Below are 13,489 nucleotides of genomic sequence, written 5' to 3'. Positions count from 1 at the left end.
ATGCGCGAACTGCTCTTTCTCGTACACCGCCTGCCGTATCCGCCCAACAAGGGCGACAAGATACGTTCCTGGCACATGCTGCAATACCTGAGCCGGCATTTCCGCGTCCACCTGGGCTGCTTCATCGATGACGCCGCCGACTGGCAACACACGCGCCAGGTGGCGGACCTGTGCGCCAGTACCCGCTTTATCGACTTGCCGCCGCTGTCGGCCCGCTGGCGCGCCGTGCAGGCGCTGCTGGCGCGCCAGTCCATGAGCGTGCAATATTATCGCGACGAGCGCATGCTGGAATGGGTGGCGGGCGTGCTGTCGACCGGACGCGTGCGCCACGCGCTGGCCTATTCCGGGCCGATGGCGCAGTATGTCGATGGCAGCGCCGGGCGCGCGCTGCACCGCGTGATCGATTTTGTCGATGTCGATTCCGACAAATGGCGCCAGTACGGCGACAGCAAGCCCTGGCCGCTGTCGCAGCTGTACCAGCGCGAGGCTCATTTGCTGCTGCAATATGAACGCCATATCGCGCAGCAGTTTTCCGCCGCCAGCTTTGTCTCCGAGGCCGAGGCCGCGCTGTTTCGCCTGTGCGCCCCGCTGGCGCGGCGCAAGACGCGGCATTTCAATAACGGCGTCGACACCGGCTATTTCGCGCCGGGCGCTGGCCAGTCCCATCCCTATCGGCCAGGTACGCAAGTGCTGGTATTTACCGGCGCGATGGACTACTGGCCCAATATCGACGCCGTGCAGTGGTTCGTGCGCGCTGTGTGGCCGGCCCTGCGGCGCCAGTTTCCGCAGCTGGCGTTCTACATCGTCGGCAGCCGGCCCACTGCGCGCGTGCGCGCGCTGAGGCGCGTGGCCGGCGTGACGGTGACCGGCACGGTGGACGATATCCGACCCTACCTGGCCGGCGCCACGCTGGCGGTGGCGCCGCTGCGCATTGCGCGGGGCGTGCAGAACAAGGTGCTCGAAGCGATGGCGATGGGGAAAATCGTGCTGGCCTCGCCCCAGGCGCTGGAAGGCATCGCCGCCCAGCCCGGACTGGAGTTGCTGCTGGCGCGCGATGAAGCCGAATTCATCCACCATGCGGCGCGGGTGCTGCGCGCCGCCGACGGCCAGGCCACACACGCCGCCATGGCCGCAGCGGCGCGCCAGCTGATCGTGCAGGACTACAACTGGGAGCGCAATCTGCAGAGCCTGGGCGCCATGCTGCAGGTGCAGCCCTTTGCCGCCAGCACCACCCAGCCGCCGCTGCCGGAGTTCTTTCCATGAAACTGGCCTCGCGCACGGTGGCCGCCGGCATGCCGGCCCCGCGGGCGAAACCCGCAGCGCCGCCGTCCGCCATGCTGACGCATGGCGTGCCGGCGCTGCTGCTGGCCATGACCGCCATCGTGCTGCTGTACCATGCCACCTTCTGGGGCATGCTGGAAGTGTGGTCGCGCTCGCAGACGTTCGCGCATGCCTTTCTGTTCGTGCCCATCAGTATCTGGCTGGCCTGGCGCCAGCGCGCCCGGCTGGCACGATTGACGCCGCGCCCATCGTGGGCCGGTGCGCTGCTGCTGGCCGGCCTGGGCCTGGCCTGGCTGCTGGCCGACCTGGCCTATGTGCAGGCGGCCGAGCAATATGCGGCCACGGCCATGCTGCCCGCATCGGTGCTGGCCACCCTCGGCTGGCCCGCCACGCGCGTGCTGGCCTTTCCGTTGGCCTATCTGTTCCTGGCCGTGCCGTTCGGCGAGGTATTCCTGCCGCCGCTGATCGATTTCACGGCCAGCTTCACGGTGGGCGCGCTGCAGCTGTCGGGCGTGCCGGTATTCCGTGATGGCAACTACTTTTCCCTGCCGACCGGCAACTGGTCGGTGGTGGAAGCGTGCAGCGGCCTGCGCTACGTAATCGCCTCGCTGGCCCTGGGCGCATTGTTTGCCCATTTGCATTTTCAAAGCCCGGGCCGCCGGCTGGCCGTGCTGGCCAGCGCGCTGCTGGTGCCGATCCTGGCCAATGGCGTGCGCGCCTGGCTGATCGTCATGCTGGGCCACCACAGCGACATGCGTCTGGCGGTGGGGGTCGATCATCTTATTTATGGCTGGCTGTTTTTCGGCGCGGTGGCGCTGCTGCTGTTCCTGATCGCCCGGCGCTGGCGCGAACCGGCGCCCGGCCTGCCGCCTGCCGCCATCTCCGTGCCGGCCCCGGTCACGCCGGCGCCGCGCTCCGGGTTCGCCGCCACCAAGGCCGCCATTGCCTGCGTGATGGTTGCCGCCATCTGGCCGGCGCTGGCCTTGCATAGCAGTGTCCCGGCACCGGCAGCGGGCCAGCCGGTCGGCTGGCCGGAACTGCCGGCGCCACCGGGCTGGCGCTTGGAAGCCGTGGCGCCACCGGACTGGAACGCCGTGTTTGCCGGCGCACCGGCGCGCTACGCCGCCACGTACCGCCAGGGCGATACCGCTGTCAGCGTGCAGCTGGCCTGGTATGCGCGCCAGGGCCGCGATGCGGAACTGCTGACGCATCAGGTGGCGCCGTTCGGACCGCGCTCCCTGCCTCTGGCGCAGCAAACGCGGCAGCTGACGCTCAACGGGCGAACGCAGCAGGTGCGCGAAACCCTGCTGGCCCATGGCGGCAAACGCGTGCTGGTGTGGCGCAGCTTCCGCCAGGGCGGCGTGCCGACGGCCAATCCGGTGCTGGTCAAGCTGCTGCTGGCCAGGGCCAGGCTGTCCGGCACGCGCCAGGACGGCGCCGACATCATGGTGTCGCTGCCTTACGATGAGCTGTCGCCGCCGCCGCGCGCGCAATTGCAGGCCTTCCTGCAGGCGGCGCTGCCAACCATCGAACGCCAGTTGCAGGAGTTGCCTCATGCGCCTTGAGACGGCACCGCCGCTGATCGTCCATGTGATCCACCAGCTCGACGTGGGCGGCCTGGAGAACGGCCTGGTCAACCTGATCAACCATCTGCCGCCCGGGCGCTACCGGCACGCCATCGTCTGCCTGAAAAACGCCACCGCGTTTCGCCAGCGCCTGCGCGCGCCGGGCGTCGATATCATCAGCCTGGACAAGCGCGAAGGCAAGGACCCGCTGCACTACCTGCGCCTGTACCGGGTGCTGCGGCAATTGCAGCCGAGCCTGGTGCACACGCGCAACCTGGGCTGCATCGAAGCGCAGCTGGTGGCCTGCCTGGCCGGCGTGCCGCTGCGCGTGCACGGCGAACATGGGCGCGAGATCAACGACCTGCACGGCGCCAGCCGCAAATACCGGCTGCTGCGCAAGCTGATGCGGCCACTGGTGCAGCATTTCATTGCCGTCAGTGCCGACCTGGGCCAGTGGCTGGTGCAGGCGATCGGCGCGCGGCCGTCTACCGTCAGCCATATCGGCAACGGCGTCGACAGCCTGCAGTTTCATCCGCGGCTTGGGCCGCCGGCCGTGGTCGGGCCGCCCGGCTTCCTGCAGCACGGGGCGTATGTGATCGGCAGCGTCGGGCGCATGGCGGCAGTCAAGGATTTCCAGTCGCTGGTGCAGGCCTTTTTGCTGTTGCTGCGGGAACCGGGGGCACGGGCGCGCCTGCGCCTGATGATCGTCGGCGACGGCCCCTGCCGCCAGGCCTGCCTGGAGCTCTTGGCGCAGGCCGGGGCGCAGGATCTGGCCTGGCTGCCCGGCGCGCGCGACGACGTGGCGCAGCTGCTGCGGGCGATGGATGTGTTCGTGCTGCCATCGCTGGCAGAAGGCAGCTCGAACACCATCCTGGAAGCGATGGCCAGCGCGCTGCCGGTGGTGGCGACCGAGGTGGGCGGCAACGCCGAGCTGGTCCAGTCGGGCTGGAACGGCATGCTGGTACCGCCGCGCTCGCCCGAACTGCTGGCCGACGCGCTGTCTGACTACTGCCGCAGTCCCGAACTGGGTCGCCGCCATGGCGCGCGCGGGCGGCGCCTGGTGCTGGCCGAACACAGCCTGGCCGCCATGGCCGGCGCCTACCTGGCCGTGTACGACCGCCTGACAGGGGCGCAGTCGCCCTCCCCGCTTTCCACTTATCCCTGAAAGGACGTCCATGTGCGGCATCGTCGGCATCTTTGATTTGCAGGGCCAGCGCGATATCGACGCCGCGCTGCTGGCGCGCCTGACCCGCAGCCTGCGCCACCGCGGGCCGGACGAGGACGGCATGCACCGCGAACCGGGGCTGGGGCTGGGCCACCGGCGCCTGTCGGTGATCGACCTGGCCAGCGGCCAGCAGCCGCTGTTCAATGCCGACCGCAGCGTGGCCATCGTCTTCAATGGCGAAATCTACAATTACCGCAGCCTGATGGCCGAGCTGCGCCAGTTCGGCCATCAGTTCCGCACCAGCAGCGATACGGAAGTCATCGTGCATGCCTGGGAGCAATGGGGCGAACAGTGCGTGCAGCGCCTGCGCGGCATGTTCGCGTTTGCCCTGTGGGACCGGCGCCGCCATCTGCTGTTCCTGGCGCGCGACCGGCTCGGCGTCAAGCCCTTGTATTATGGCGAACTGACGGACGGCACGCTGGCCTTCGGCTCCGAACTGAAAGCGCTGTTGGCGCACCCGGCCATGCCGCGCGAACTCGATCCGCTGGCGGTGGAGGACTATTTCGCCTATGGCTATGTACCCGAGCCGCGCAGCATCTTCCGTCATGCGTGCAAGCTGCCGCCCGGCCATACGCTGTGCATCCGCGCCGGCCAGCCGGTGCCGGCGCCGCGCCAGTACTGGGATGTACCATTCACGCCGCATGCGCCGGCCAGCGAGGCGCAGGCTGCCGACGAACTGCTGGCGCGCCTGCGCGAAGCGGTGCGCATCCGCATGGTGGCCGAAGTGCCGCTGGGCGCGTTCCTGTCCGGCGGCGTCGATTCGAGCGCCGTGGTGGCGATGATGGCCAGTGTCAGCGCCGCGCCTGTCAATACGTGCTCGATCTCGTTTGGCGACCCGGCGTACAACGAGGCGCGCTACGCCAGCATGGTGGCGCGCCGCTATGGCACCGCGCACCACGCGCAGCAGGTGGAATCGGACGACTTCGAATTGATCGACCTGCTGGCCACCCTGTATGACGAGCCGTTTGCCGACAGCTCGGCCATGCCCACCTACCGCGTGTGCCAGCTGGCGCGCCGCCGCGTCACGGTGGCGCTGTCGGGCGACGGCGGCGACGAAAGCCTGGCCGGCTACCGCCGCTACCGGCTGCATGCGCGCGAGGAAAAAGTGCGCGCCATGCTGCCGCTCGGCATGCGCCAGTCGCTGTTCGGCACCTTGGGCCGCTGGTACCCGAAAGCGGACTGGGCGCCGCGCTTCCTGCGCGCCAAGACCACCTTCGAAGGGCTGGCGCGCGACACCACCGACGCCTATTTCCACAGCGTCAGCATGCTCGGCGACGCCATGCGCGCGCGCCTGTTCAGTCCGGAACTGCGGCGCCAGCTGCAAGGCTACCGCGCGGTCGAGGTGCTGCGCCGACATGCGCAGGCCAGCCCGGCGCAGGATCCCTTGTCGCAGGTGCAATATCTTGATCTGAAGACCTACCTGCCCGGCGACATCCTGACCAAGGTCGACCGCGCCAGCATGGCCCATGCGCTGGAAGTGCGCTCGCCGCTGCTCGACCATGAACTGGTGGCCTGGCTGTCCGGCCTGCCGCCACAGCTCAAATTGCGCGGCGGCACAGGCAAATACCTGCTCAAGCAGGCGCTGCGCCCGCTGTTGCCGGACGACTTGCTGTACCGGCGCAAGATGGGTTTTTCGGTACCGCTGGCCGACTGGCTGCGCGGCCCGCTGCGCCAGCGCCTGCAGCAGCGCCTGACCAGTCCGGTCATGGCGCAATGCGGCCTGTTCGACATGGACTATGTGCGCCAGCTGGTCGACCAGCATGGCAAGGGCCAGCGCGACCATAGCGCGCCGCTGTGGTCGCTGCTGATGTTCGAGTCCTTCCTGCGCCAGGTCTTGCCGCTGCCCGCGCCGACCGTGTCCGAACTGGCCACCGCCTAGGCACACCCGACCCTCGCTGACACGGACCCGCCCATGCGCATCCTGCACATCCTCGACCATTCGCTGCCGCTGCACAGCGGCTATACGTTTCGCACCGTGGCCATCCTGGCCCAGCAGCGCGCGCTGGGCTGGGACACGGCGCACCTGACTGGCGCCAAGCAGGGCGCGACGGATGCCGCCGAGCAATCGAGCGGCGGCTGGCACTTCTACCGCACCGCCCCCATTGACCGCTGGTGGGCGCGCCTGCCGTTGCTGCGCCAGCTGGGCGTGATCCGGGGACTGGCGCGGCGCTTGCGCCAGCTTGCGCTGCAGCTCAGGCCCGATATCCTGCACGCCCATTCGCCCGCTCTCAATGCCGTGGCCGCGCTCGGCGTCGGGCGCGCACTGGGCATCCCGGTGGTGTATGAAGTGCGCGCCTTCTGGGAAGATGCGGCCGCCGACCATGGCAGCAGCCGTCCCGGCGGCCTGCGCTACCGGCTGACGCGGGCGCTGGAAACGTTTGCATTGCGCCGCGCCGACGCCGTCACCACCATCTGCGAAGGCCTGCGCCAGGACATGCTCGAGCGCGGCGTGCCGGCAGATAAAATCACCGTGATACCGAACGCCGTCGATCTCGCCGCGTTTGGCGCGCCAGCCATCGATGCCGGGCTGGCGGGCAGGCTGGGCCTCGATGGCCATCCCGTGATCGGCTTTATCGGCTCCTTCTATGCCTATGAAGGCCTGGCGCTGCTGCTGCGGGCCATGCCGCGCCTGCTGGCGGAGCAGCCTGGACTGCGCCTGCTGCTGGCCGGCGGCGGCCCGCAGGAAGCGGCCTTGCACGCGCTGGCGTTTGAACTGGGCATTACCGGCCAGGTGGTATTTGCCGGGCGCGTGCCGCACGAGCAGGTGGCGCAGTATTACCAGCTGATCGACGTGCTGGTCTATCCGCGCCTGCCGATGCGATTGACGGAACTGGTCACGCCGTTGAAACCGCTCGAAGCGATGGCGCAGGGCCGCCTGGTGGCCGCCTCGGACGTGGGCGGGCATCGCGAACTGATCCGGCATGGCAGGACCGGCGTGCTGTTTCGCCCGGATGACGCCGACGCCCTGGCCAGTACCGTGCTGGCCCTGCTGCGCGAGCCGGCCAGCTGGCCGCTGCTGCGCCGCCAGGCGCGCGACTACGTGGAACAGGAACGCAGCTGGGCCGGCAGCGTGGCGCGCTATGCGCCGGTCTACCAGCGCCTGGCGGCCGCCCGTACGGCAGAGCGGGCTGCGGGACGGCCTGCGGAGAGCCGGTCATGATGCTGGCTGGCATGCGCATCGCGCTGGTGGGACCCCAGGCGCCGCCGGCCGGCGGCATGGCCAACCAGACGGCGCAGCTGGCGCAGCTCTTGCGTGCCGAAGGCGCGAAGGTGGAACTGCTGGCCGTCAACGCCGGCATGCTGCCGCGCTGGTTCGAGCGCATCCGCTACCTGCGCGCCATGCTGCGCCTGCCCGTCTACGTGTGGCGCGTGTGGCGCGCCAGCCGCACGGTCGATCTGTTCCACGTGATGGCCAACTCGGGCTGGGCCTGGCATCTGCAGGCCGCGCCGGCCATCTGGATCGCCAGCCTGTGCGGCAAACCCGTGCTGCTCAATTACCGCGGTGGCGAGGCGGCCGCCTTTTTTGCCCGCCATCCGCGCCTGGTGGCGGCCACCCTGCACCGCGCCGATGCGATCGCCGTGCCGTCGCGCTTTTTGCAGGAGATCTTCGAGCAATACCGCCAGGCGGCCCATATCGTGCCCAATATCGTCGACCTGCACCGTTTTGTACCGGCCCGCTCGGCTCCCCCCACGCCACAAATCCTGGTCGCGCGCCATCTGCAGGCGCTGTACGACAATGCCAGCGCCGTGCGCGCGTTTGCCCTCGTGCGCGCGGAGATTCCCGGCGCGCGCCTGGTGCTGGCCGGCGATGGGCCGGAGCGGGACGCCCTGGCACGGCTGGCCGCCAGCCTGGACCTGGGCGATGCCGTCGAGTTTGCGGGCCACGTCGACAATGCCGGCATGCCGGCCCTGTACCAGGCCAGCAGCATCGTGCTCAATCCCAGCCTGGCCGACAATATGCCGATCTCCGTGCTCGAAGCGCTGGCCTGCGGCGTGCCCGTCGTCAGCACCAATGTGGGCGGCATTCCGGCCCTGCTGCAGCATGGCGTGACGGCGCTGCTGGTGTCGCCGGGCGACGTGCAGGCCATGGCGCAGGCCATGCTGGCCCTGCTGCGCGCGCCGCAGCTGGCGCAGCAGCTGGCAAGCAGCGGCCTGGCGCATGCCGCGCAATTCGACTGGCGGCAGGTGGCGCCGCAACTGGCGATGCTGTACCGGCGCATCCTGGCCGCGCCGCGGCCCGCCGGCTATGCGCGGCTGGCCGGGCGCTGGCTGTTTCCGCTGCATGAAAAGTTCAAGCGGCACGACAGCGTGCGGCTGCTGCGCCGCATGGAACGGTCGCAATGGTGGAGCGCGCAGCAGCTCGAACGCTGGCGCCTGGCGCGCCTGCGCAGCCTGCTGCGCCATGCTGGCAAGCATGTGCCCTACTACGGCGAGCTGTTCCGGCGCAGCCGATTCGATCCGCGCCAGGTGCACCGCCTGCACGACCTGGCCCGTCTGCCGCTGCTGCGCAAGGCCGATATCAGCGCCGCGCGCGACGCCTTCAAGTCCGACCGCGCCGAGGGACTGCGCCCGTTCGCCACCGGCGGCTCCAGCGGCGAGCCGCTGCAGTTCTACCTGGGCCGGCGCCGCATCAGCCACGATATCGCCGCCAAATGGCGCGCCACGCGCTGGTGGGGCGTCGATATCGGCGAGCGCGAGGTGGTGCTGTGGGGTTCGCCGATCGAACTGCATGCCCAGGACCGGCTGCGCCGCCTGCGCGACTGGCTGCTGCGCAGCACCTTGCTGCCCGCGTTCGCCATGTCGCCCGCCAAGGTCGACGGTTTTATCGCGCAGCTGCGGCGCCTGCGTCCGCGCATGCTGTTCGGCTACCCGTCGGCCCTGTGCCGCATCGCCGGCCAGGCCAGCGCGCGCGGCGTGCCGCTCGACGGACTGGGCGTGAAGGTGGCATTCGTCACCTCCGAACGGCTGTACGATGAGCAGCGCGCGCAGATCGCCCATGCCTTCGGCTGTCCGGTGGCCAATGGCTATGGCGGGCGTGACGCGGGCTTCATCGCGCACGAGTGCCCGCACGGCGGCATGCATATCACGGCCGAAGACATCATCGTCGAAATCGTCGACGCCGCCGGCCGGCCGCTCCCTCATGGCGCCCTTGGCGAAATCGTCGTCACCCACCTTGCCACGCGCGACTTCCCGTTCATCCGCTACGCCACCGGCGACATGGGCGCGCTGGGCGGCGATGCCTGTCCCTGCGGACGCGGCCTGCCGCTGCTGCAACGGATCGAGGGACGCAGCACGGATTTCCTGACCGCCACCGACGGCACCGTGATGCACGGCCTGGCACTGATTTATATCCTGCGCGAATTGCCGCAGGTGCGCAGCTTCAAGATTATCCAGGAAAGCCTGCTTCACACCCGCGTGCTGCTGGTCTGCCAGCCCGCGCTGGACGACGCCACCTGCGCCGCCATCGTGGCAGGCTTCCGCGCCAGGCTGGGCGCGCAGGTCGCGATCGGCATCGAGGAAGTGGCCGAGATCGCGCCGGAAGCGTCGGGCAAATACCGCTATGTCGTCAGCAAAGTCAATTGAGTTACCAACAAGAAGGGGCACATCATGTTCGCACTGTTGACTCCCGCGCTGCTTGCCGCAGTGCTGCTGCTGTGTCTCTGGACCTTGCGCAAGGTGCGCCTGATCCATCTGCTGGCGCATGAGGTGCGCGACCAGGCGGCCAGCGCGCCGGCCACGCTGTTTCGCCAGCTCGAAGCGTATGACGGCCTGCAGCGCGAGCTGCGCCTGGACCGAAGCCTGCCGCCCACGCGCGGCTGGGCCGGCTCGCCCGATTTTCTGCTGGAACTGGCGCGCCATGTGCAGGCCGCGCAGCCGCAGGTGGTGGTCGAATGCAGCAGCGGCGCTTCGACCATCGTGCTGGCGCGCTGCCTGCAGCTGCAGGGCACCGGCCAGGTGTACAGCCTCGAACACGACCCCGTGTATGCGGCGCAGACGCGCGCCGAACTGGCGCGCCACGGCCTGTCGCAGTGGGCGCAGGTAATCGAGGCGCCGCTGCGCATGCATCAGCTGGCAGGAGAACACTGGCCCTGGTATGCCGCCGAGCGGCTGCCGGCCGGCCTGGCGATCGACTTGCTGGTGATCGACGGACCGCCGCAGGCGACCGGCACGCAGGCGCGCTACCCGGCCGGCCCGCTGCTGTTTCCGCAGCTGGCAAGTGGCGCGGCCGTCTTCCTCGACGACGCCGCGCGGCGCGATGAACAGGCGATATTGCGCCGCTGGCGCGAGGAGTTTCCCTCGCTGCGCCAGTCGCTGCTGGCTTGCGAAAAGGGCTGTGCACGGCTACGCAATGACCATTGCGCCAGGCCAGCGCCGCAAGAGACGCGCACCGATGCCATCCTGGCGCCAGCCGATTGATGGTCTGCCCTACTCCGCACTGAATTCGGCCGCCGCCTTGGCCGCCCACAACGCTTCGTCAAAAGCGGCGAACGGCGCATCGTAGCCATCGATGCTGCCGTCGCTGTCGACAAAATACAGCCACCAGCCGTCATCCTGTTGGCGGATCGCCGTCTGGCCCGGCAGGCAGTTGCCGGCGATATCGTCGCCGGCGGCCAGGCTGACGATGGTGATGCCGCGATGGACGAGAATGTTCATGATGGGCGTCCTGCAATGATGGTTGCGCAGTGTAGCCGATTTTTCCGCCCGCGCGGCGCCATGCGCTACACTGGCGGCTGACCAGAACTGGCGAACAAGGAGTGGCGGATGGCATCACAGCAAGGCACGGTCGACTTCCTGCTCGACCAGCTGGGCGGCGCGGGCGCCGTGACGGCAAAAAAGATGTTCGGCGAAGTGGGCCTGTATTGCGACGGCAAGATGTTTGCCATTATCAGCGACGACCAGCTCTACCTGAAACCGACCGACGCCGGCCGCGCCTGGCTGGGCACGCCGCACGAGGCGCCGCCGTATCCGCACGCCAGATCGTGGTTCCTGATCGCCGGCGAGCGATGGGACGAGCGCGACTGGCTGGTGCAGCTGGCGCGGCGCACAATAGGCGCCTTGCCGCTGCCCAAGCCGAAGGCGCCAAAAAAAGTCGGCTGACTCAGTTGAGCGCCACGCTGTTGCCGCAGGCGCTGCCATTGCGGTAGCAATCGACGTTGTGAAACGTGATGGCGGCGATTTCGCGCAGTGCTTCGATGGTAAAAAAGCCCTGGTGGCCGGTGACGAGCACGTTCGGGAACGTCATCAGGCGCTGGAACACGTCGTCGTCGATGATGTCGGACGAGTGGTCGTTGAAGAACAGGCTGCTTTCCTGTTCGTACACGTCGATCGCCAGCGCGCCCAGCTGGCGCGACTTGAGCGCGTCGATCACGGCGCCCGTATCGATCAGCGCGCCGCGCGAGGTGTTGACCAGCATGGCGCCCTTTTTCATCAGCGCCAGGGTGGCCGGGCCGATCAGGTGGCGCGTGCTGTCCATCAACGGGCAATGCAGCGAGACAATGTCGGACTCGGCCAGCAGCTGCGGCAGTTCCACCATGGTGCCCAGCTGGGCGAACTGCGGCGACGGGTACGGATCGTGGCCCAGCACGGTGCAGCCAAAGCCCCTGAAGATACGCGCCGTGGCCAGGCCGATCTTGCCGGTACCGACGATGCCCACCGTCTTGCCGTGCAAATTAAAGCCCAGCAGGCCGTCAAGCGAAAAATTGCCTTCGCGTACGCGGGCATAGGCGCGGTGCGTGTGGCGGTTCAGGGTCTGCACCATGGCCAGCGTATGCTCGGCGACGGCTTCCGGCGAATAGGCAGGCACGCGCGCGACAAAAAAGCCCAGGCGCGCGGCGGCCGGCAGGTCCAGGTTGTTGTAGCCGGCGCAGCGCAGCAGGATCGCGCGCACGCCGTAGCCGTGCAGCGCTGCGAGCACGGGGGCGTCGAGCACGTCGTTGACAAACACGCAGACGGCATCGGCGCCCTGCGCCAGGACGGCCGTGTCGGCGCACAGCAGCGCATTGTGATAGACGAGCTCGATACTGCCGGCATCGGGTTGCAACGGCAAGGCTTCGTCGAAGAAGCGGCGGTCATACGGCTGGCTGCCAAAGAAGGCGATTTTCATGGGACTTCCTGGAATAGGATGCGCGGTGGCGCAAAAACGCCATCATAGCGCAGGCGCGCGCCATCATGCCGATTTGACACCCAATGACACGCTAAGGGTGGACGCGGGGCAGCGTGATCAGCTTGCGCACAAACGCAGTTTCTTCCGGATGCTCGCTGTGGAAACGGTCGCGCGCGGCGCGCATGGCGCTTTGATGCGCGGAAATATTGGCAGCAGTCAGTTCGATGCCGAAGTCGTCGGGCGGCACCAGGCCGTCATCGCCGGCGCCGAACAGGCGCGCGAGGATCATCTGGCCCACATTGTCGCGGTAGTGCGACGCTTCCCAGTAATAGCGCATTTCGCGCAGGCCGCCAAACTGCGGGATCGCTTCGCTGGTGATGCTGTTAAAGCCGGAAAAATCGACCAGGCGCACATCGCAGCCCTGCGCGCGCCGGCGGCCGGCCAGGTCCGTGATGTCGCGCTGCCACTGCTCCATCGCCGGCCATTTGCCGCGCCAGTACAGCACGTCCAGCGTCAGCGCGTGGGTGGGGTTGACATACAGGCGCAGGCGCGTGCCGTCGCGGCACAGCTTATCCACCGTGGCGCCGAACGCCTGCAGGGCGTCTGCCGTCGGCCCGGCGCCGTCGCCGAATTCCTGCAGGCGCGGCACCATCGCCGGCGCCGTGCCGCCCCAGCCCTTGATGCGGTCGCTGAAGCACAGATGGTCGCGCTGGCCGTGCAGGGCCAGGCTGGAGCGGCATACGCTGCCGAAACTGCCGTGCAGCAGGCGCAAGGTATCCTGCGTCATGTCGAGCGTCAGGCCCCGTTTGAGATTGAGCAGGGCGCGCCGCGCAAAGAAGGCGGGGCCGGGATCGGTCAGGCCCGGTTCGACGCCGGCCGAGCCCTGCTCCATCGAAAACGACGGCGCATCGATGCCCCACACCATGGTGTCGACATGGCTGACGCGGGCGGCGTGTTCGGCCAGCAGGATGGCGTCGCCGACCGAGGCGCCCGAGACGGCGCTGTTGAACACGGTCTTGCCGCCGAACCGCTCGCGCACGCTGGCCGGCAAGCCCATCTCCGTGCGCGAATTGCCGATATACACGACCGCCGGCCGGTAGCGCGCCACCGCATAGGTCTTGCCCCAGACGCTGAGTTTTTCGCGGGTCGGCTGCAGCCGCTGCAGCATCGGACTGTCCCACTGGTGCAGCAGGTAGGGATCGACCAGGTAATTGAGAGTGGAAACGAGCAGCAGCGCGGTCGCGGCGCAGCCGCAGAACAGCGCCACATAGCGGCGTGCGGCAAACGTGCCGGCGGTGTCAGGCTTGTCCATGG

The 13,489-nt window shown here is 68.6% G+C and carries 11 protein-coding genes; 8 read left to right on the top strand and 3 right to left on the bottom strand.

Features of this window, described 5'->3' with window-relative positions:
- Genes RTQ46_RS18435 through RTQ46_RS18405 form a run of 7 tightly spaced genes read left to right on the top strand, consistent with a single transcriptional unit; the run spans position 1 to position 10,488 of the window.
- A complete protein-coding gene (locus RTQ46_RS18435) occupies positions 1–1,263 on the top strand; it encodes a TIGR03087 family PEP-CTERM/XrtA system glycosyltransferase (RefSeq protein WP_312438862.1) in 1,263 nt (420 codons plus the stop codon).
- Positions 1,260–2,846: an exosortase A gene (gene xrtA / locus RTQ46_RS18430; RefSeq protein WP_312438860.1), complete on the top strand. Its 1,587-nt coding sequence runs from the start codon at positions 1,260–1,262 to the stop codon at positions 2,844–2,846. The genes RTQ46_RS18435 and xrtA overlap by 4 nt, the downstream gene beginning before the upstream one ends.
- The gene (locus tag RTQ46_RS18425; protein WP_312438858.1) at positions 2,836–4,011 is read left to right on the top strand and encodes a TIGR03088 family PEP-CTERM/XrtA system glycosyltransferase; all 1,176 of its coding nucleotides are present in this window, start codon (positions 2,836–2,838) and stop codon (positions 4,009–4,011) included. The genes xrtA and RTQ46_RS18425 overlap by 11 nt, the downstream gene beginning before the upstream one ends.
- Positions 4,012–4,021: 10 nt before the next feature.
- A complete protein-coding gene (locus tag RTQ46_RS18420) occupies positions 4,022–5,950 on the top strand; it encodes an XrtA/PEP-CTERM system amidotransferase (RefSeq protein WP_312438856.1) in 1,929 nt (642 codons plus the stop codon).
- 33 nt (positions 5,951–5,983) lie between these two features.
- Positions 5,984–7,231 (top strand): TIGR04063 family PEP-CTERM/XrtA system glycosyltransferase, encoded by a 1,248-nt coding sequence (locus RTQ46_RS18415; RefSeq protein ID WP_312438855.1) that lies wholly within the window; start codon positions 5,984–5,986, stop codon positions 7,229–7,231.
- Entirely contained in the window at positions 7,228–9,654 is a 2,427-nt protein-coding gene (locus RTQ46_RS18410; protein ID WP_312438853.1) for a glycosyltransferase, read from the top strand. The genes RTQ46_RS18415 and RTQ46_RS18410 overlap by 4 nt, the downstream gene beginning before the upstream one ends.
- Positions 9,655–9,678: 24 nt before the next feature.
- Entirely contained in the window at positions 9,679–10,488 is an 810-nt protein-coding gene (locus tag RTQ46_RS18405; RefSeq protein WP_312438851.1) for a class I SAM-dependent methyltransferase, read from the top strand.
- 9 nt (positions 10,489–10,497) lie between these two features.
- On the opposite strand, the gene RTQ46_RS18400 is transcribed toward RTQ46_RS18405, so the two are convergent.
- The gene (locus RTQ46_RS18400; protein WP_312438850.1) at positions 10,498–10,725 is read right to left on the bottom strand and encodes a hypothetical protein; all 228 of its coding nucleotides are present in this window, start codon (positions 10,723–10,725) and stop codon (positions 10,498–10,500) included.
- Between the two features lie 108 nt (positions 10,726–10,833).
- On the opposite strand from RTQ46_RS18400, the gene RTQ46_RS18395 reads away from it, so the two are divergent.
- The gene (locus RTQ46_RS18395; RefSeq protein WP_312438848.1) at positions 10,834–11,169 is read left to right on the top strand and encodes a TfoX/Sxy family protein; all 336 of its coding nucleotides are present in this window, start codon (positions 10,834–10,836) and stop codon (positions 11,167–11,169) included.
- 1 nt (position 11,170) lies between these two features.
- Here the strand turns inward: RTQ46_RS18395 and RTQ46_RS18390 are convergent, their stop codons facing one another.
- Positions 11,171–12,175, bottom strand: a complete 1,005-nt coding sequence (locus RTQ46_RS18390) for a 2-hydroxyacid dehydrogenase (RefSeq protein ID WP_312438846.1) — start codon at positions 12,173–12,175, stop codon at positions 11,171–11,173.
- Between the two features lie 91 nt (positions 12,176–12,266).
- A complete protein-coding gene (locus RTQ46_RS18385) occupies positions 12,267–13,487 on the bottom strand; it encodes a hypothetical protein (RefSeq protein WP_312438844.1) in 1,221 nt (406 codons plus the stop codon).
- Between the last annotated feature and the right edge of the window lie 2 nt (positions 13,488–13,489).

This window comes from Janthinobacterium sp. (assembly GCF_031995485.1).
In the GTDB taxonomy this organism is placed as follows: Bacteria; Pseudomonadota; Gammaproteobacteria; order Burkholderiales; family Burkholderiaceae_D; genus Janthinobacterium.
This window is presented reverse-complemented; position numbering and strand designations above follow the sequence as displayed.

Bases quoted from the DNA above. Each gene is read 5' to 3' on its own strand.
- RTQ46_RS18435 (WP_312438862.1), top strand. From the start codon at position 1: ATGCGCGAACTGCTCTTTCTCGTACACCGCCTGCCGTATCCGCCCAAC.
- xrtA (WP_312438860.1), top strand. From the start codon at position 1,260: ATGAAACTGGCCTCGCGCACGGTGGCCGCCGGCATGCCGGCCCCGCGG.
- RTQ46_RS18425 (WP_312438858.1), top strand. From the start codon at position 2,836: ATGCGCCTTGAGACGGCACCGCCGCTGATCGTCCATGTGATCCACCAG.
- RTQ46_RS18420 (WP_312438856.1), top strand. From the start codon at position 4,022: ATGTGCGGCATCGTCGGCATCTTTGATTTGCAGGGCCAGCGCGATATC.
- RTQ46_RS18415 (WP_312438855.1), top strand. From the start codon at position 5,984: ATGCGCATCCTGCACATCCTCGACCATTCGCTGCCGCTGCACAGCGGC.
- RTQ46_RS18410 (WP_312438853.1), top strand. From the start codon at position 7,228: ATGATGCTGGCTGGCATGCGCATCGCGCTGGTGGGACCCCAGGCGCCG.
- RTQ46_RS18405 (WP_312438851.1), top strand. From the start codon at position 9,679: ATGTTCGCACTGTTGACTCCCGCGCTGCTTGCCGCAGTGCTGCTGCTG.
- RTQ46_RS18400 (WP_312438850.1), bottom strand. From the start codon at position 10,725: ATGAACATTCTCGTCCATCGCGGCATCACCATCGTCAGCCTGGCCGCC.
- RTQ46_RS18395 (WP_312438848.1), top strand. From the start codon at position 10,834: ATGGCATCACAGCAAGGCACGGTCGACTTCCTGCTCGACCAGCTGGGC.
- RTQ46_RS18390 (WP_312438846.1), bottom strand. From the start codon at position 12,175: ATGAAAATCGCCTTCTTTGGCAGCCAGCCGTATGACCGCCGCTTCTTC.
- RTQ46_RS18385 (WP_312438844.1), bottom strand. From the start codon at position 13,487: ATGGACAAGCCTGACACCGCCGGCACGTTTGCCGCACGCCGCTATGTG.